General features: G+C 43.0%; 23 protein-coding genes and 1 rRNA gene. 9 read left to right on the plus strand and 15 right to left on the minus strand.

The features are described from left to right. Positions 1–525, plus strand: a complete 525-nt coding sequence (locus E7X57_RS11875; protein WP_135613164.1) for a nicotinamide-nucleotide adenylyltransferase — start codon at positions 1–3, stop codon at positions 523–525. A gap of 75 nt (positions 526–600) precedes the next feature. Here the strand turns inward: E7X57_RS11875 and E7X57_RS11880 are convergent, their stop codons facing one another. Further along, on the minus strand, positions 601–1,059 hold the full coding sequence (locus E7X57_RS11880) for a hypothetical protein (protein ID WP_135613165.1): 459 nt from the start codon (positions 1,057–1,059) through the stop codon (positions 601–603). A gap of 202 nt (positions 1,060–1,261) precedes the next feature. Here E7X57_RS11880 and E7X57_RS11885 point away from each other — a divergent pair, with 202 nt between their 5' ends. After that, the gene (locus E7X57_RS11885; protein ID WP_135613166.1) at positions 1,262–1,462 is read left to right on the plus strand and encodes a hypothetical protein; all 201 of its coding nucleotides are present in this window, start codon (positions 1,262–1,264) and stop codon (positions 1,460–1,462) included. Positions 1,463–1,474: 12 nt separating this feature from the next. On the opposite strand, the gene E7X57_RS11890 is transcribed toward E7X57_RS11885, so the two are convergent. The 6 genes from E7X57_RS11890 to E7X57_RS11915 all read right to left on the minus strand — a co-directional run bounded on the left by E7X57_RS11890 (position 1,475) and on the right by E7X57_RS11915 (position 7,632). Continuing rightward, positions 1,475–2,020 carry an adenylate kinase family protein gene (locus E7X57_RS11890; protein ID WP_135613167.1) on the minus strand — a complete coding sequence of 182 codons (546 nt, stop codon included), beginning with the start codon at positions 2,018–2,020 and terminating at the stop codon, positions 1,475–1,477. A 26-nt stretch (positions 2,021–2,046) separates the two neighbouring features. Then, the gene (locus E7X57_RS11895) at positions 2,047–2,637 is read right to left on the minus strand and encodes an aminodeoxychorismate/anthranilate synthase component II (protein ID WP_135613168.1); all 591 of its coding nucleotides are present in this window, start codon (positions 2,635–2,637) and stop codon (positions 2,047–2,049) included. Continuing rightward, on the minus strand, positions 2,634–4,205 hold the full coding sequence (trpE, locus tag E7X57_RS11900) for an anthranilate synthase component I (protein WP_135613169.1): 1,572 nt from the start codon (positions 4,203–4,205) through the stop codon (positions 2,634–2,636). The genes E7X57_RS11895 and trpE overlap by 4 nt, the downstream gene beginning before the upstream one ends. Beyond that, complete coding sequence (locus tag E7X57_RS11905) at positions 4,202–4,843, minus strand: phosphoribosylanthranilate isomerase (RefSeq protein WP_244603697.1); 642 nt, start codon at positions 4,841–4,843, stop codon at positions 4,202–4,204. Before E7X57_RS11905 ends, trpE begins: the two co-directional genes overlap by 4 nt. Next, positions 4,830–5,891: an anthranilate phosphoribosyltransferase gene (trpD, locus tag E7X57_RS11910; RefSeq protein ID WP_135613171.1), complete on the minus strand. Its 1,062-nt coding sequence runs from the start codon at positions 5,889–5,891 to the stop codon at positions 4,830–4,832. The genes E7X57_RS11905 and trpD overlap by 14 nt, the downstream gene beginning before the upstream one ends. A gap of 265 nt (positions 5,892–6,156) precedes the next feature. Next, positions 6,157–7,632, minus strand: a complete 1,476-nt coding sequence (locus E7X57_RS11915) for a cobyric acid synthase (protein WP_135613172.1) — start codon at positions 7,630–7,632, stop codon at positions 6,157–6,159. Positions 7,633–7,708: 76 nt separating this feature from the next. Here E7X57_RS11915 and cbiT point away from each other — a divergent pair, with 76 nt between their 5' ends. From cbiT to E7X57_RS11950, 7 genes are read left to right on the plus strand one after another with little or no spacing between them, the layout of a single operon-like run. After that, positions 7,709–8,266: a precorrin-6Y C5,15-methyltransferase (decarboxylating) subunit CbiT gene (gene cbiT, locus E7X57_RS11920; RefSeq protein ID WP_135613173.1), complete on the plus strand. Its 558-nt coding sequence runs from the start codon at positions 7,709–7,711 to the stop codon at positions 8,264–8,266. Between the two features lie 58 nt (positions 8,267–8,324). Beyond that, complete coding sequence (locus tag E7X57_RS11925) at positions 8,325–8,936, plus strand: cobalt-factor II C(20)-methyltransferase (protein WP_135613174.1); 612 nt, start codon at positions 8,325–8,327, stop codon at positions 8,934–8,936. A gap of 14 nt (positions 8,937–8,950) precedes the next feature. After that, positions 8,951–9,682 carry a precorrin-4 C(11)-methyltransferase gene (gene cobM, locus E7X57_RS11930; protein ID WP_135613175.1) on the plus strand — a complete coding sequence of 244 codons (732 nt, stop codon included), beginning with the start codon at positions 8,951–8,953 and terminating at the stop codon, positions 9,680–9,682. A 23-nt stretch (positions 9,683–9,705) separates the two neighbouring features. Then, the gene (locus E7X57_RS11935) at positions 9,706–10,191 is read left to right on the plus strand and encodes a cobalamin biosynthesis protein CbiG (protein ID WP_244603698.1); all 486 of its coding nucleotides are present in this window, start codon (positions 9,706–9,708) and stop codon (positions 10,189–10,191) included. Further along, complete coding sequence (locus tag E7X57_RS11940; protein ID WP_135613177.1) at positions 10,191–10,544, plus strand: cobalamin biosynthesis protein; 354 nt, start codon at positions 10,191–10,193, stop codon at positions 10,542–10,544. Before E7X57_RS11935 ends, E7X57_RS11940 begins: the two co-directional genes overlap by 1 nt. Then, positions 10,513–11,316, plus strand: a complete 804-nt coding sequence (gene cobJ, locus E7X57_RS11945; RefSeq protein WP_135613178.1) for a precorrin-3B C(17)-methyltransferase — start codon at positions 10,513–10,515, stop codon at positions 11,314–11,316. The genes E7X57_RS11940 and cobJ overlap by 32 nt, the downstream gene beginning before the upstream one ends. After that, complete coding sequence (locus tag E7X57_RS11950) at positions 11,306–12,031, plus strand: precorrin-8X methylmutase (protein ID WP_135613179.1); 726 nt, start codon at positions 11,306–11,308, stop codon at positions 12,029–12,031. The genes cobJ and E7X57_RS11950 overlap by 11 nt, the downstream gene beginning before the upstream one ends. A 99-nt stretch (positions 12,032–12,130) precedes the next feature. On the opposite strand, the gene E7X57_RS11955 is transcribed toward E7X57_RS11950, so the two are convergent. From E7X57_RS11955 to rrf, 8 genes are all read right to left on the minus strand, one after another. Further along, positions 12,131–12,775, minus strand: coding sequence for a cytochrome c biogenesis CcdA family protein (locus tag E7X57_RS11955; protein WP_135613180.1), 645 nt, complete (start codon positions 12,773–12,775; stop codon positions 12,131–12,133). A 45-nt stretch (positions 12,776–12,820) separates the two neighbouring features. Next, positions 12,821–13,327 carry a co-chaperone YbbN gene (locus tag E7X57_RS11960; RefSeq protein WP_135613181.1) on the minus strand — a complete coding sequence of 169 codons (507 nt, stop codon included), beginning with the start codon at positions 13,325–13,327 and terminating at the stop codon, positions 12,821–12,823. A gap of 169 nt (positions 13,328–13,496) precedes the next feature. Continuing rightward, positions 13,497–14,180: a 2,5-diamino-6-(ribosylamino)-4(3H)-pyrimidinone 5'-phosphate reductase gene (locus E7X57_RS11965; protein ID WP_135613182.1), complete on the minus strand. Its 684-nt coding sequence runs from the start codon at positions 14,178–14,180 to the stop codon at positions 13,497–13,499. 67 nt (positions 14,181–14,247) lie between these two features. Further along, entirely contained in the window at positions 14,248–15,099 is an 852-nt protein-coding gene (locus tag E7X57_RS11970; protein ID WP_135613183.1) for a CBS domain-containing protein, read from the minus strand. A gap of 24 nt (positions 15,100–15,123) precedes the next feature. Continuing rightward, positions 15,124–15,576 carry a universal stress protein gene (locus E7X57_RS11975; RefSeq protein WP_135613184.1) on the minus strand — a complete coding sequence of 151 codons (453 nt, stop codon included), beginning with the start codon at positions 15,574–15,576 and terminating at the stop codon, positions 15,124–15,126. A 14-nt stretch (positions 15,577–15,590) separates the two neighbouring features. Then, the gene (locus E7X57_RS11980; protein WP_371413200.1) at positions 15,591–16,370 is read right to left on the minus strand and encodes an amidohydrolase family protein; all 780 of its coding nucleotides are present in this window, start codon (positions 16,368–16,370) and stop codon (positions 15,591–15,593) included. 3 nt (positions 16,371–16,373) lie between these two features. Further along, entirely contained in the window at positions 16,374–16,799 is a 426-nt protein-coding gene (locus tag E7X57_RS12990) for a hypothetical protein (protein ID WP_371413201.1), read from the minus strand. Between the two features lie 246 nt (positions 16,800–17,045). Then, positions 17,046–17,167: ribosomal RNA gene (gene rrf, locus E7X57_RS11985) — 5S ribosomal RNA — on the minus strand. Between the last annotated feature and the right edge of the window lie 104 nt (positions 17,168–17,271).

Here is a 17,271-nt window from a genome sequence, read left to right on the forward strand (position 1 = left end):
ATGAATATGAAAAGGGCATTTTACATCGGGCGCTTCCAGCCATTTCATCTTGGCCACTACTCTGTGATAACAAGTATCGCAGAAGAGGTTGATGAACTGATCATAGGAATAGGAAGTGCCCAAAGGACCCACGAGGCGAACAATCCGTTCACTGCAGGTGAGCGAGTTATGATGATACGCCATGCCCTCGAAGACATTGATGTTCATTTCTATGCTTTACCCATTGACGACATACAACAAAATCCAATATGGGTATCATACGTGACATCAAGAACCCCTCCTTTTGACACAGCTTATACTAACAACCCTCTTGTTATCGAACTTTTTGAAGAAGCAGGAATAACTGTAAAGCAACCTCCAATGTACCAAAGGGAACAACATTCCGGTACAGAGATACGAAGGCGTATGCTTGCAGATGAAGAATGGAAACATCTTGTTCCTGATGCTGTTGCCGATGTCATCGATGAGATCGACGGAGTAAGGCGTCTAAAACGAGTATCCGGAACCGATGGGTTCGACTATTAATAAGATCAGTGTTAAAAACAGACAGATGGTGACACAATGCCACCATCATGATAAATATAGCATGTTTTATACTGCTCAGGACACGATAGAAGCTTCTTCCACCCAGAAACCAATGCCTTTCTGGTAACGTGTTATTCTTCCAATATAAGTTATCTCCTGACCTTTTATGAGATTAGATGCTGCTTCGTTCTGATCAGCCTTGAAAGTAACAGCAGCATCAGAAAGAGAATCTGGACAATGCTGAACCTGTGCAGTATATGACTTACCATTATCAGTAACTGCATATATCGTACCTGTCCACTGGACGAAGTTACCTTTATACTCTTCATCAATAAGAGCAGCAATTTCATCCTGTGAAGTTTCCGGATCACAGAAAACCACACCAAAATCATCGAATGATGTACTGATCACATCAACTCCGAGATCTTCAGCTATTTCGGAAACTTCTTCCGGACTATCATTTGAATCAGAACAACCCGATACCACCAGTACGGACACTAAAAGTAAAATTATTCCTATCTTTGTAAATTTCATAAAAAACACTCCTTTTACAATATGTATAATTAAATGATTGAAAAGTATATCAAATTTTGTCTTCAAAAAAAGAATTATACTAATGCATCACCTTCGTTTTTGTATATATTTATGGCAGTCAGAGATATTAGCTGATACTTGAGTATAATTTATGATGAGAGGGGACAAAGTCCCATCAGACAAACTAAAAGAGGAAACTAAAATGACAACACCAAAAGAAAAAGCCCCAGTTTTCTGTGAAAAATACTGTCCTGTTTGCAGATCTGCAAGAGCAGGAAATAGAATAGGCAAAGCACTGCAAAAAATGGAATTGAAGATCGTTGGAAAAAAAGGATGTATATGGGGAAAAGCGACAACAGATTACTATGGAGTTACACCTGACAAAACAATCCCCAAAAAATAAAGCGGGCCCCTATTAAAATATCTCTTCGCTCCAGTCAAACGAACCAGGCTTGTATTGGGAATAAACAAGAGTGTCATCTCCCGAGAGAATGCCTGAGATAATCCGTTCAACATCCTCAACCACATCATCAGGATCCCTGCCAGTGGTATCCACCTCATAGACTAGCTGACACCATTCAACAGATTCCACAAGGATCACATCAAGACACTCGGCTTCAACATTCTCCTGCACCTTGGGATCTGAATAATTACGAGATTCCAGGCGTTTTTTAAGCTCAGAAGGAGCAGTGCGTAACACGATCACAATGTCAGCAATGTAGTGGGACATGTGGCTGTCAAGTATTGTCACAGCTTCATCATCACCCACAAGTTCACATACACGAGAGAGCACTTTGTCCATATCAGCTACAACGGTATCCCTTGCCTCGTCGACCTCAGTGTAAAGATGTTCATTCTTGATAAGGTCGTTCATGTGTATAACACGATATCCACGACCCTCAAGTATCCTGCAAACAGAGGTTTTTCCCGTACCGGGAGTCCCGGTAAGTCCGATGATCATACATATTCACATGCTTCTAATGGACATTAATCCTTCGTTCCCATACCTGCGATTTTCAGGAAATTTTCAATGAGCTTCAGCCCTTCAGGTGTTAAGACCGACTCCGGATGGAACTGGACACCATATATCGGATATTCCTTATGCCTTACCCCCATGATCAGACCATTCTCATCCTGTGCGATTATTTCCAGATCTTCTGCCACTCTGTCAACTGAAAGGGAATGATACCTACCTGCATAGAATGAGGTCGAGATCCCATCGAACAGAGAGGATGTATCATGTATTACCATTGAAGCCTTCCCATGAACCGGACCACCCTTTGAATGATCTACAGTTCCACCAAAAGCAGTGTTTATAGCCTGATGTCCGAAACAAACTCCAAGTATCGGGATCTTATCACCAAATTCGTGGATGATTTCGATGCAACTTCCGACATCACGACTATTGCCAGGATTTCCCGGACCCGGAGATATGACGATTGCATCAGGAGATATTTCCCGGACCTCACCTATAGAGATAGTGTTCGGAACGACCAGAGTATCAGATTCGAACATGGAAACATAATCCACAAGATTCCATACGAAGGAATCCCTGTTGTTAACAAAAAGTACCTTCATCGTTTTCCCCCCATAGCAGCAATCATAGCAGCCATCTTGCGTTCCGTTTCCTCATATTCATACGTCGGATCGGAATCTGCAACGATTCCGGCCCCTGCCTGTACATTGGCAACACCATCCTTGATTATTACTGTCCTTATGACAATGGCCGTATCAACATCACCATTCCACGAGTAATATCCAACTCCTCCGCCATATATGCCCCTTGCAGATGGCTCGAACTCATCAATTATCTCCATGGCCCTTATTTTTGGAGCACCTGAGAGAGTTCCTGCCGGGAAAATGGCACGTGTGGCATCGAACTGGTCACACTCGGGTCGAAGTTCTCCGCAAACAGTGCTCTCTATGTGCTGCACGTGAGAATATTTCACAACGCTCATGAAATCACTGACCTTCACCGAACCGGACTTTGAGACCATGCGTACATCGTTCCTGCCAAGGTCCACAAGCATAACATGCTCAGCACGCTCTTTCTTGTCGGACATCATCTTAGCAGCATATTCGTCATCCTCGGCCTCATCTTTACCCCGAAGACATGTACCTGCAATAGGATTTGTTATGACCTTACGGTCATGAACGGTCATGAGGGTCTCAGGACTCGCACCCACTATATTCAGGTCGCGGAAACTGAACAGATACATATACGGACTGGGATTAATATCCCTGAGAGTACGATACAACTCCAGAGGAGTTTGTTCTATTTCCATTGAATAGCGTCTGGATAAAACAACCTGAAAGATATCCCCATCAAGGATATGCTGCTTGGCTGCAAGCACCGCATTCTCAAATGCATCTTGATCCATATTACAGACAGCTTCTGATGAGCCTGAAACCACTGGCACTTCATCAAGCCGGACAGCGGCTGCATCGCGAAGACACTGGCACATTTCTTCGGCTTCGTTCAGAGCATCATCATACAATTTGCCAGGATCACAATCCACACCTGCAAATGGTGTCATCACCATGTAGGTCTCATCGGTAAGGTGATCAAAGACGAATGTCCTTGTGGTCAGAATGAACTGCATGTCAGGCACATCTGACTGGTGACTCCTTTGAATATCTAACCAGCAGTCGTAGACCATATCATAACCATTGTAGCCTATGGCACCTCCGAGGAAGGTCTGTCTGTCAAATCGTTCCCCGTTCAGGAGAACAGTTCCATCAGCTGTTGGGAAAACTGTACGAAGAGCATCCACCACATCAGAACCATCTTTTATGTCGGCCATCAGAACGGAACCGTCATCCACAAGATCATTACATTCTAAATCCAGCTTTGAACGAATAGCTTCGATCAATACAGAATCTAAACCATATTCAAGAGTAAGCTTGCGTCCACTTATCTTAACCACGACATCAGGATAAGCACCAACGAAGGAAAAACGTGCATGCCTTTTTTCTTTTTCAACCGATTCCAGCATGTAAGAATAATTTTCATCCTGGAAAGTTGTGTATAACTGCAAGGGAGTACAATCCGACCTTACCTTAGCCATAAGCTGTACAAGTGCAGGTTTCTCTGAAATATTCACAAGCTCTGTGAACTCATCTTTTGTAAGATCGAACGATATCATCTTGCACACCTAACTTCTTTTATAAAACGCCTTATCTTTTCAGCATCTTTTTTCCCATCTGTTTCTACGCCTGAAGCTGTATCCACAGCAAAGGGAGATACCTGCTTTACACACTCTGCAACATTATCAGCATTCAAACCGCCTGCAAGGACCACAGGGATATCCACAAGTTCCACGACCTGCCTGCTTATAGAGAGGTCATGGATCTTCCCCGTACCACCGACCTTACCGGAAACATAAGAATCCAGAAGGACACCATCTATAAGATCCTCAGATGAAAGCAAATTGATCTCACCTACAAGTTCATTCACCAGTACATTACGTTCCGAAGGAACATGGAAGGTTTGAATTATCTTAACATCTGTATTGTCACGAACAGACCTCATATCACCAATACCTGGAGCATTGTGTATCTGAACCACATCCGGTCCGATGGAATTTATCATATCAATAGCTTCACCGGCAGATCCCGGCATGATAACCAATACTGAATCCACAAAAAAAGGCACATGATAAACAAGTTCTTCTGCCTTTTTGAGATCGATCTTCCTTGGCGTTTCCACAGGAACATCGGTTATGAAACCAACAGCATCGGCACCTGAGCTTACTGCAAGATCGATGTCTTCAACAGACTTCATCCCGCATACCTTGACACGCGTTGAGTGATTCATTATCCACCTTTTTACCTGATGTAAATTCTATGAATTCCTTAAGTTTGTATAAGGCTTTCTTGCTATCAATTGCCTCTTCTGCAATTGGAATAGCTTCCTTTATGGAGTTTGCCATGCCTGAAACATAGATCGCAGCTGCTGCATTGACAACAACAATATCCCTTTTTGGACCCTTTTCACCATTGAAGATGTAAAGAATATCACCGGCATTCTCTTCCGGAGTACCACCCACAATATCTGTAGCTTTAGCTCTGGAGATACCAAATTCCTCAGGAGTGATCGTGTATGTGTTCACAGCACCATCTTTGAGTTCAGCAACATACGTTTCGGAAAGGGTGCTGATCTCATCCATCCCATCACCGTGAAGCACTAATACATGCTCCTTACCAAGTTTACAAAGAACTTCTGCCATAAGCTTGCAAAGATTCTTGTCAAAAACACCTATGACCTGTGACTTTGCACCAGTAGGATTTGTCAGTGGACCGAGGATATTGAACATTGTCCTTATCCCAAGTTCTTTTCTGGGGCCTACCATCCTCTTCATTGCAGGATGGAACATCGGAGCCAGCATGAAACCGATACCAATGTCCTCAATTGAACTTTTCACATATTCAGGCTCAAGGTCGATCTTTATACCGAGCTCTTTGAGCACATCAGCACTTCCTGAAAGAGATGTGAATGAATAATTCCCGTGTTTTGCTACATTTACCCCTGCAGCAGCTGCAACGATAGCAGCAGTTGTTGAAATATTAATAGTATTATGACGATCACCGCCTGTACCACAAGTATCCACGAGAGTGCCCTGCACATCAGGAGATATCATATTGGCCACTTTTAGCATAGCCTTTGCAAACCCTGCGATCTCATCGGAGGTTTCACCCTTCATCTTCATGGCCATTACAAATGCACCGATCTGTGTGTCTGTTGCACTCTCAAATATCTGCTCCATGGCTGCTTCTGCCTCGGCCATCGTCAGATCATAACCATCAACTAATTTTTGGAGATAATATTTCATATTGACACTTCCTTGCATTAATGTATAATTGTGTACAATGATGTATAACATGTGTCTTTGTATATAAACTTTCTTCAATGCAAAGCCTTGCACATACAGAAAAAACTAAATGAAGAAGATAAATCACGCATCAGGTCTCACAACCATACCAAAGCTTTTTGCTGAAACGGATCATATGAATATCAGCAGGATACAAAAAGAGAAAATTTATAACTTAAACCCTGAGCAGAAAGAAAAAAAAGTAAAATAAAAGATGAAATACTGATCAGATCCCCTCAGGGCCCAATCCAATCATTTCATAGATACGGGGCATGTCCAGACGTTCACGCATAACATCAGCAAGTTCGTCATACGGATCAATATCCGGAATATCCTCATCTTCAAAGACCAGACCTTTCTTTTCAGCCAGATATTTTATAAGAGCATGCCTGATATTCTGATTCTCAAATAATCCATGAAGATATGTTCCGATCACAAGACCACTTTCATCAGCGCAGCCATCATCTCCGAAAACCGGTCTATTTGATGTTGACATCCCCATATGGATCTCATATCCCTTTACAACCTCACCATTTATGCATCCTAGAATAGGACCACATTCGTTAATGGTTTTCGTTACCTGAACCGTTCGTTTCTCATATGCATCGAACACAGTATCAATGTCGAGCAGGCCAAGACCTTCAAAGCGAGCAGATTCGCCGCCTTCAATGCCGGAATCAACAATTGAATTTCCAAGCATCTGGTAACCGCCACAGATACCAAGTATCGGGACCTTACCATTAAAGGACCTTATTTTTCCAGCCATGCCACTTTCCATTAGATCGTGCAGGTCACTGGTAGTGTTCTTAGTACCAGGAATTATAATAGCATCAGGAGTACCAAGGTCATCGTCAAGATCCACATATCTTACCTTTGCCATACGTTCCAGAGGCTCGAAATCTGTGAAGTTGGAGATTCTGGGAAGGCGTATAACTGCAATATCAACATCATGAACTCCGGCATCATCAGAAGACTTGTCTCCGATCGACACAGAATCCTCTGAAGGGATACGTAGCTTGAAATGTGGAAGGACGCCAAGGACAGGAATACCTGTGCGCTCTTCAAGTTCAGTAAGACCGGACTCCAGTATTGTAGGGTCGCCCCTGAACTTGTTTATGATAAAACCACATACATTTTTGCGCACATCCTCAGGCAGGAGCTCAATAGTACCATAAAGACTTGCGAAAACACCACCTCTTTCAATATCCCCTACCAGAATAATAGGCGCATCGGTCAGCCTTGCAGTTCCGATATTAACAATGTCGCGCTCATAGAGGTTGATCTCAGCAGCACCGCCGGCACCCTCCATAACAATAATATCATACTCATCTGCAAGCCGCCTAAGTGCACCCCTTAGGACATCATGAGTTTCCTCTATGGAGTCATAATACGAGCCTGCACTTTTGTCAGCATAAGGCTCCCCTAGGAGTATTACCTGTGAGACACGATCCCCTTTGGGTTTAAGCAGTACAGGATTCATATCTGCAGTCGGCTCAACGCCTGCTGCCATCGCCTGTATTGCCTGAGCGATACCGATCTCTTTCCCGTCCTGTGTGATCCATGAGTTAAGACTCATGTTCTGTGCTTTGAAAGGAGCAACCTTATGGTTGGCTGAAAGTATGCGACAAAGACCAGTCACAATTGCACTCTTGCCAACATGAGATGCTGTTCCCAATATTAACAGATGTTTTTTAGTATTCATTCACAACAACCTTTTATGTGACAACGTTTATTATGCTATATCTAATTAACTCCAATTTACTTTAGTTAGGTGAAAAATGTCAGATCTATTGCACATAAGCGGAGGGCCAACAAAGCCAGAGGTCATTGCGATATCACTATCAAAAATGGACCTGAAAGATGGGATCACATTCTATGATGTAGGGTGTGGAACAGGTGCTGTTTCTATTGAAGCATCAAAAATAGCACGTGGCCTTAAGGTCGTTGCCATGGATGCGAGAGAAAAAGCCATCGATGTTGCAAGACAGAACTTCAGGAACTTCGGCGTTGAGGATGTTACACTAATTAGTGGTGAATCTTCCGAATCTATTGATGAGAACGCTGAGATAGGATCCATTGACTGTGCGTTTGTAGGCGGGACAAAGAACATATCCAAGGTACTGGATGTGCTCTATAAGAAAAAGGCAAGAAATATTGTTGTTAACGCGGTAAGGATCGAAACCGTGGTCAATGTGATGAATAAGATGAAAGAGTTGGGAATATTCTCAGAGGTCATCCATGTCACCATTACCAGAGGTTATGAGCTTACAGGCGAAACCATGTTTAAACCAGAGAACCCGGTCTATATTGTAGTAGGAAAGCTGCAGAGTGCATAAAAAAGGAACTGAAACCATTAATAAGATCTATAATTTATAATACAGTGGAGATAGAAAAATGTTGATAGGAGTAGGACTTGGGCCAGGTGACCCGAAACTTCTTACACTTAAAGCTGTGGAAATTCTCAAGAACAGCGATAAGGTGTATGTACCTGGAGATATGGCAGCAAAACTTGTAGAACCATATGCGACACCAGTAATTCTGGATTTCCCCATGTTGAGGGATTATGATGTTCTGAACGAAGTATGGAAGAAGAATGCTGACCTTATTGCAGATGAATCAAGGAACGGAACTGTTGCTTTCGGCCTTATCGGAGATCCAAATTTCTTTTCCACATTCACACACCTGAAGCGTGTCATGAACAAGCATTACCCTGACGTTGAAACTTCAACCGTACCGGGAATTAGTTCAATAACATCCTTTGCTGCAAGAGCTGATGCAGAAGTTGACAGCTCTTTTGAGGTCAGTGATGGATCTGAAAAGAAGCACAAGATCAGGCTCAAGGCAGTCCATCCAAAAGAGATCATGGACGACTTTAGAAAGGAAGGATATAACGAATTTGTCTTTGCAGAGAGACTATTCTCTGACAGGGAAGTTATTATCAAGAATTCAGACGAGATCCCTGAGAAAGGAAACTACTTCAGCATCGTGTATGCTAAAAAGGACTAAAGAGGTCATCTGAAATGACAGATAATGTAATTACTTTTGTGGGTGCCGGACCAGGGAACCCAAAACTTATCACACTTCTTGGACGCGAGAAACTGGAAGAAGCAGATCTTGTTGTCTACGCAGGTTCACTTGTTAACCCTGAAGTCGTCAACTACTGCAAGGGAGAAAAGGTCGACAGTTATGGCCTGACCCTTGACGAGATCACAAAGAAAATGGCAGATGCCATTAAGGAAGGAAAGAAGGTCGTACGCCTGCACAGTGGGGACCCATCCCTCTACGGTAACGTCGTTGAGCAGATGGAAGAGCTGAAGAAGTACGATATTACAGTAGAACGTGTGCCCGGAGTATCTTCTGTTTTCGCAACCGCTGCAGCACTTGGCACCCAGCTTACACTCAATGGTGTTTCCGACACACTCATCATCACACGTCCTGCAGGAAAAACACTGGAAGAAGATGATCTGAAAGGTCTGTCAAAGCACAATACCACAATGGCAGTTTTCCTCGGTACCCAAAAGATCGAAGAGATCATGGAAAAAGTCGAGTATTCAGACGATACCCCGGTGGCTGTTGTATTCCACGCATCCTGGCCAGACCAGAAGATCATTTACGGCACAGTCGCGGACATTGCACAGAAGGTAAAGGATGAAGGCATCATACGCAGTGCAATGATCCTCATCGGCGGCGTAGTAGACCCTGTCGATTACAGGAGGTCACACTTATACGGAGTAGCACAAAAACCGCTGTAATAACATTTGAACGTAATCTCGATGTGGCCAACAAACTCGCAGACCACATCGATGCAGATGTTATTATTTACAAAAAAGGGATCTTTGAGGAGATCTTCAAAGACTACCAGGCATTGGTTGCAGTCTTTGCAACAGGGATAGTTGTGCGCGAGATCGCACCACTGGTAGTTGATAAATGGGAAGACCCTGCAGTAGTGGTGGTCGACTCCAACCTGAACTTCGCCATATCACTGCTCGGAGGACATCATGGTGCAAATGAGCTTGTACGCAGGATATCCGAGATGGGCGTAGTTCCCGTTATAACCACAGCTACCGAAGTACACAATCGCAACTCTGTAGAAGGTATTGCAGCAAAGCTGGGATATGACATCGTTAACAAGGAATCCACAAGAGACGTGAACTGTGCTCTGCTTGACCAGGACGTAGAAGTCCTGGAGATAAAGGGGCCAAAGATCGTTATTGTGGAAAATGATGTATCGGTGTTGAAAAAAGAGAAGGCGGACCAGTAATGTACTTTGGAATTGGTGCTCGCAGAGGCGTATCATCCGAAGAGGTCATTGATGCTGTAAAGCATGCTTTGAATGAGGTAGGAAGGGATGAAAGTGAAATAAAGATGTTCGCATCATCTACTCTTAAAGAGAACGAAACCGGCCTTATAGAAGCAATAGATAAAATGGGATTTGAGATCAAGTTCCTACCTGACGACATTTTGAACGGTTTTGAAGTGCCGTCTGACTCACAAGCAAGCCGATTTGGACTCAAGGGTGTTGCCGAGCCGGCAGCGTTAGCATTATCTGATAATAAGAAATTGATACTGGAAAAGAAAGTATATGGAAGGATCACAATTGCAATCGCAGAATGAAAATAAAAATGGGAAATTATTCATTATCGGCATTGGACCAGGCTCTGTTGAACAGCTTACTGTACGTGCCAGAGACGTTATACTGAATTCAGATTATATTGTCGGCAACGGCACATATCTCGATCAGATGGAAAGTCTCCTTGGAGAGCAGGAGATCATCCGCAGTGCAATGGGTAAAGAAGTAGACCGTGCTAAAAAGGCAGTAAACCTTGCTAAAGAGAACAAGGTCGTTTCCATGATAAGCGGTGGAGATGCAAATGTCTATGGCATGGCAGGTCTCGTTCTTGAAGTTGCAGAGCACGAAGATCTTGATGTCGATATAGAAGTACTTCCGGGAGTCACTGCCATCACTGCCGGTGCAAGTGTACTCGGTGCACCTATTGTAAATGACTTTTCAGTAATCAGCCTTAGTGATCTTCTTACCCCGTGGGAAGTTATTGAGAAACGTTTGAACGCAGCAGCATCTGCTGATTTTGTGATTTCATTATACAATCCAAAGAGCAGGCAGCGTCATTCAAATTTCTCAAGGGCTATTGAGATCATAAAGAAACACAAGGACGGATCAGTGCCTGTCGGACTTGTCAAGAACGCACTCCGTGGCGATAGCCAGGACTACATTGTCACAACCCTTGAAGATGTACTTGACTACAATGATTGGGTAGACATGAGCACAATGATAATCGTCTGTAATGCTGATTCTCGAATCTGGAAGAATGAGAAAGGCGAAAAAATAATCACACCTAGGGGGTATCAGAGAAAATATGACTACTGAAACAAACAAGAAGGACATCCCGGAACTTGAAGATCTGGTAGAGATGACAGTGAACATCGATCAGGAGCTCATTAAAGATTGTTCTGACTCGGGTGCTCGCACAGATGAAGCTAAGACGATCTACATGACAAGTCGTCGCATTGCTCACGACCTTATAGTTAAGGGAGAAAAGGAAACTCCTGAAGAACGTGTAACTCAACGTTGTGTGATCTCCACAGGAGACCCATCAGTTGCAGATATCATGTCCTACACCAACAATCCTGTAGATGCGGGAGTAGAAGCTATTAAAAATGGAGCCCCTATTTTCGTAGATATCAATATGGTCAAAGCCGGAGTTACAAAGAAAGGACATGACTGTGAAGTAATTTGTGTCCTTGATGAAGACCAGAATGCAGAAGTTGCCAAGAAATATGGCATAACAAGAACTGCTGCAGGTTTCCTTATGGCAAGGGACAGGCTTGAAGGTTCTATTGTAGCTATCGGAAATGCACCATCTGCAGCACTTGCAGTGTGCAGGATGATCGAGCACGGCATCAAACCGGCACTTATAGTAGGAACACCTGTTGGTTTCGTCAACGCCGCGGAATCAAAGGAAGAAGTCAGAAAGATGGACGTTCCATCTATCACCTGCATCGGAACACGTGGCGGAACACCAATGGCAGTTGCTTGTGTTAACGAGCTTGTTGCCATTGCAAAAGAAAAGGACGAGTGTTAATACCATACACCGATCTTTTCTTCAATCTTTTTTTATCCTCATTATTGGCAGATCAACCTGCTCTTATTACAAACGCATCAATAGCTCATTATAGAGATATTACAACCTTACAAGGACATTGCTATAAAGCATCCACAGCCCAATAAAGATCAATACTATACCTGCACCTTTTTTGAGATACGAGTCATACTTTGCAATACCATTAAGAACGGAAGACGAGAGATTCGCAGAATATGCTATCACAAGCATCGGGATCCCGAGCCCCATTGAGTAAATGAAAAGTAGAAAAGCACCATAGGCAATATCACCTTCGATCGCTACCAGGGTAAGAATCGATGCTAATATAGGGCCCACACAGGGAATCCATATGATCCCTAGCGACATCCCGAAAAGTAAACCTCCAAGCAGACCTTTTTCTTTTGCACCTATCCCGGAAAAACTACCAACCACATTGAAGACACCGAGATCAAAGAGTAGTGTGATTCCGAAAAATATGATCATAAGCCCTGCAAAGAAGCTAAGATACAGAAGATATTGCTGGAAAAGCGAGCCAAACGCAGATGTTACAACACCCATAACGGTAAATGATATTGTAAGGCCGAGTACTATTGCAATGGGTCTTAAAGGTCCTTTAGAGGTCGAATAAGCAAATATTGCAGGTAGGAGCGAAAGGACACAGGGAGAGAATATACTGATCAAACCTGCGATAAATGCTGCTAACGGCGTCACCCCTCCAAATTCCACTTCCAATCACCCAGTAAATTAATATAAAATCGATTCAAAGGAGGGTCAATCCTCGGAAACATCCTCCCTGTATTCGATCGCATGATCGAGGATCGTCTCAAAAGTTCCTTTTTCCATATACCCAAGCACTCTGGCTTTATTGCGATCCAATTCTTTCACACCATCATACCTCATGAACACATATTTCCCATCTTCAATGTCAACAATCACAGTGGTATCAGGTATAGAATACACATTGAACTTGCTGGCAAGTCCCGGGGAGAGCGAAGTGTCAATGTGCATAACTGTTGCCCTGCCTTCATAATCCTCTGCAAGCTCATCGATGACCGGATCCAGTTGCCTGCATGGGGGGCACCAGTCAGCACCTGCTTTGAGAAGAACAGGACCATTTTCAAGGGCATCATCTATTTGCTGTTGCTCTGTAACAAGGATAGCTGCCCTTTCATCCGAATCTAATGATACTGCATCATCCACAGGAGTTTTATCTGTAACACATCCTGCAATAAGGACCACACCCAGGATCAATCCAAGAAGATATATTTTGGACCTCATACCATCACCAATTAAAGTATGATATAATCTTATTTAAGCAATCATTATATTGATACATGAATAAAATAAGTAATATTTCAATTTAAAGGTTTTGCACGATTTTGGAATAAGATAACAAAACCAATATTGACAAAAATAAAACTGGAAATTATTTAAGAAAACTTAACCTTCAGATATCATTAATAACAGCCCACTTCAGGAGAACGCCTTCATCCATTTTTTCCATACTCATAAGTTCCAGTGATAAGATATCAGATTCTACAAAACCCACACCATCGACAAGAGTTGGAGCACTGGTACCCCCTATCAACAGGTTACCTACAAATGAATATATCTCATCCACAAGACCGCTTGATAGCATAGCCCAATTAAGAGTTGCACCACCCTCCACCATTAGACGCTTTATGCCCATGGAGTTCAATTCTGCCATCAGTGCACAGAGATCAACCCGCTCTTTACCTGCCCTTATGACCATTGCTTTCTCCTGAAGCATCTCAACCTTATCCACAGGAGCTGAACCTGAGACTGCGATGATACGTTTACCCTCACCTTTTATGAATATATCTGCATCAAGAGGAGTTCTTGCTTTACTATCAATTACAATACGAACCGGATTTTCATCAGATCCTTTACTCTTGCGGGTAGCCCGTCGTTCTTCAGACTTTACAGTAAGACTTGGATCATCTGCAAGAATAGTACCTATACCAACCATGATCCCATCCGAAGTTGCACGAAGATCATCCATCCGATCAAAGTCCACATCACCAGAAATGCGAACCTGCTTTCGTTCCTTTGTGGAGATCTTACCATCGGCAGACATTGCTGAATTAATGAAAGTAAATGGCTTATCCATAACAAACCAACCTATAAAAATAAAGAAAATACTCGCCAGAGACTCAATATCCCTGGCAATCTGAAAATCAATACTTAAGAAGTGCTTTTAGCAGGTAGCGATCCCTCAAAAGGCCGATGAATTTCTGGTTTGCATCTACAACAGGCATCTGATCTATCCTGTGTCTCTTCATTTTAAGTGCACATTCACTAACACCCATGTTGATTGATGCTGTGATAGGGTCTTTCACCATGACCTCTTCCACAGGAACTTCCGGGACTTTGATCCTTGAGACACTATAATAGATGCTCATTGTATCCCTCATGCTTTCCCAGGTCCACTCATCGTCATCAGAGCCTGCAGACATGTCTGACATTTCAACAGAATCCTCGATAACACTTGAGCTTATTATATCCCTGTCTGAGATGATACCTACGAGATCAAGAGATGAGTCGATAACAGGAACTGCCTTAACGTGAGCAAGTTCCATATGTCGGGCAACTACAGGGAGAGGAGTTTGAGACCAAACCGGGCCAACCCCATGGTTAAGATATTCACTGATTGGATCAGTAATATCCAGATCCACCATGCCGCCTACGACATCAGCAACTGAGATGAGACCCACAAGTTTATCGTCATCAACTACAGGGAGCCTCCTTATACCATGTTTAAGCAGAAGACGTGCTGCAATTGTGATATCCTCATCAGAACCTATTGTTACAGGGTCACGTGCCATCAACAGTGCCAGTTGTTCCTCAGTGGGATTCTTCAGTAAGTTGGATCGACTTACAATACCGACCACTTTATTGTCTTTGATAACAGGCAGTCCTGAAACCCGCTTATCTTTCAGAATGGAAAGAACCTCGTCCCTTGAACCGGGAAGAGCTACAGATGCAACATCCTTTACCATTACGTCTTTAACGAGTGTGTCCTTAGGCATGTTCTTTAAACCTCAATATTGATTTCATTCGTTTTTATCACTGCGTACAATAAGTACGGGCACTTCTGAGTTGCGAGTGATCTTTTCGGCCACACTTCCAAGGAGGAACCTGTCAATTCCAGTCTTTCCAAGTGTACCCATTACTATCAGATCAATGTCATTGTTCTTTGCAAATTCAATAATTTCATGACTGGGGTGACCTTCAAGAACAGCAGATTCTGATTCCAGACCTGCATTTGCTGCAAGCTCTTCAACTCCTTTTGCTGCATCTTTGCCTTCAGTTTCCAGAAGTTCATACATCATTTCCCATCCTGCATCCATTGGAATCGAAGCAAACGCAGCGGTATCCACTACATAAACAACATACAACTTTGCCCCACTCAATTTTGCAAATTCAATACCATAAGATATTGCCTTTTTGTTCTTTTCAGAACCATCGGTTGCGATCAATATTTTCTTGTACAATTCGCTTGTCATATTACCCCTCGCCATCATTCGTTTGCATGGATTATGGATAAAATATCATCTGGTCTGCCTCTTCTGACTATTCCGCTCACCGGGTCACTTATACCCTTCAGATTATTGGAAGTGCCATTAAGTATCATAAGATTGGCTTTGTTGCCCTTCTTAATAGAACCTGCATCATTAAATCCCAGTATTGATGCCCCATTTAGCGTGCACATCTTAAATACTTGTCTATCCTCAAGACCAAAAACCTTGGATAAGATCTCCATTTCAGAGAACATATTAACTGAATTCAACATAACATTATCAGTACCAACTGCTACAGTGACATCCAGTTCTAACATTTCGGATATAGGAGCCATACCAACATCAGTTATGAAATTGGAACGAGGACATACCACTATGGGGATATTCGCATCTGCAACTTCCATCATATCAGATGTTTTTGCCTGTGTCATGTGGATCAGGACATCAGGATCAAGAGAAAGGGCTTTTTCGATATCATCGTCTGATTTTTCTCCCGCATGGATTGTAAACATCTTGTTATTGCTTTTTGATGCCTTTCTGGACCTACGCAGAAGTTCCATATCAATATCGTTCGTCCCACTCATCCCAAGTCCGTCTGCATGTCGAAGGACCCTGCTGATATCAGACAATACTGAATCTATCGAAGAATCTGTTTCTTTCGGCCTTCCGAGAACTATGCTATCAATAAGGATATCATCAACGGCCTCTTCAAGTGCGAGAATACCAAGAACCCCGCCTTCCCTGAAATCTGCAAAAGCACAGGTACCGGTTGCTAACATATCCTATATAGTTGACCTCATGGAATTCACAAGATCAGCATAGGACGTTTTTTCAAGCAGCCTGTGTTTTAGGCCATCTGGAGGACGTACCAATGAATCAAGGTCCTTTTTTACCCTGAAGTTCTCACATGTACCAAGTACAGGGTCTTTACAAATGGAATCTCCGATATGCGTATGTGAATTAACAAAGCATGGAGCAATGATATTCTTGCTTGTTGTGGACTCTTCACCAATTTCGGTAATGAGTCCATCCTCCACGCAGATATAACCTTCAATCGAATCCAGTTCATCCCCAAAAATGATCGTACCAGAAAGTATCTGTTCACAGGACATTACAACTAGTAAATATATCCAGTAAAGTAGATATATCCTGCGGAAGCCAAGCCATATCAGCGCTTCTGGAGCGCGCATCCATTTAGCTTCGCTCAAGAGGACTTTGTATTGGCATGCATATAGGCAGTGAAGTAGAGAAATGATCAGAACATGTCCATCCTGGCGAATTAAGGAATATAATCGGAGTGTAGATTATAGAGATCGAATAAACGAACTTCGAATCGGGAAAATCATTATAGCAATTTGACTCTGCAAATTGTGATCCTGGATAAAAACATATCAGAAAAACAAAGCCAGAACTAGCAGATCAAAATTAACTAAAGAAAAAGGGTAATAAAGTGAGCACAGCAGCGACGCAGATTTCCCGAGGACTCTCGTACCTCAGTACAGTAAGCAACGTGGGCAGGCTTATCTTCTGTGTTCGGAATGGGAACAGGAGTGGCCCTGCCGCTATGGCCGCCGTACTCTAACTCATATTAATGGATGAAAGCCAAGGTCCGAATCCAGATCAGCGCTTCTGCAGCGCGCGACCTTTGAGCTTTGCTCAAGAGGTCAGGATGCTGAATCA

It is taken from the genome of Methanococcoides sp. AM1 (assembly GCF_900774055.1).
Taxonomy (GTDB): Archaea; Halobacteriota; Methanosarcinia; order Methanosarcinales; family Methanosarcinaceae; genus Methanococcoides.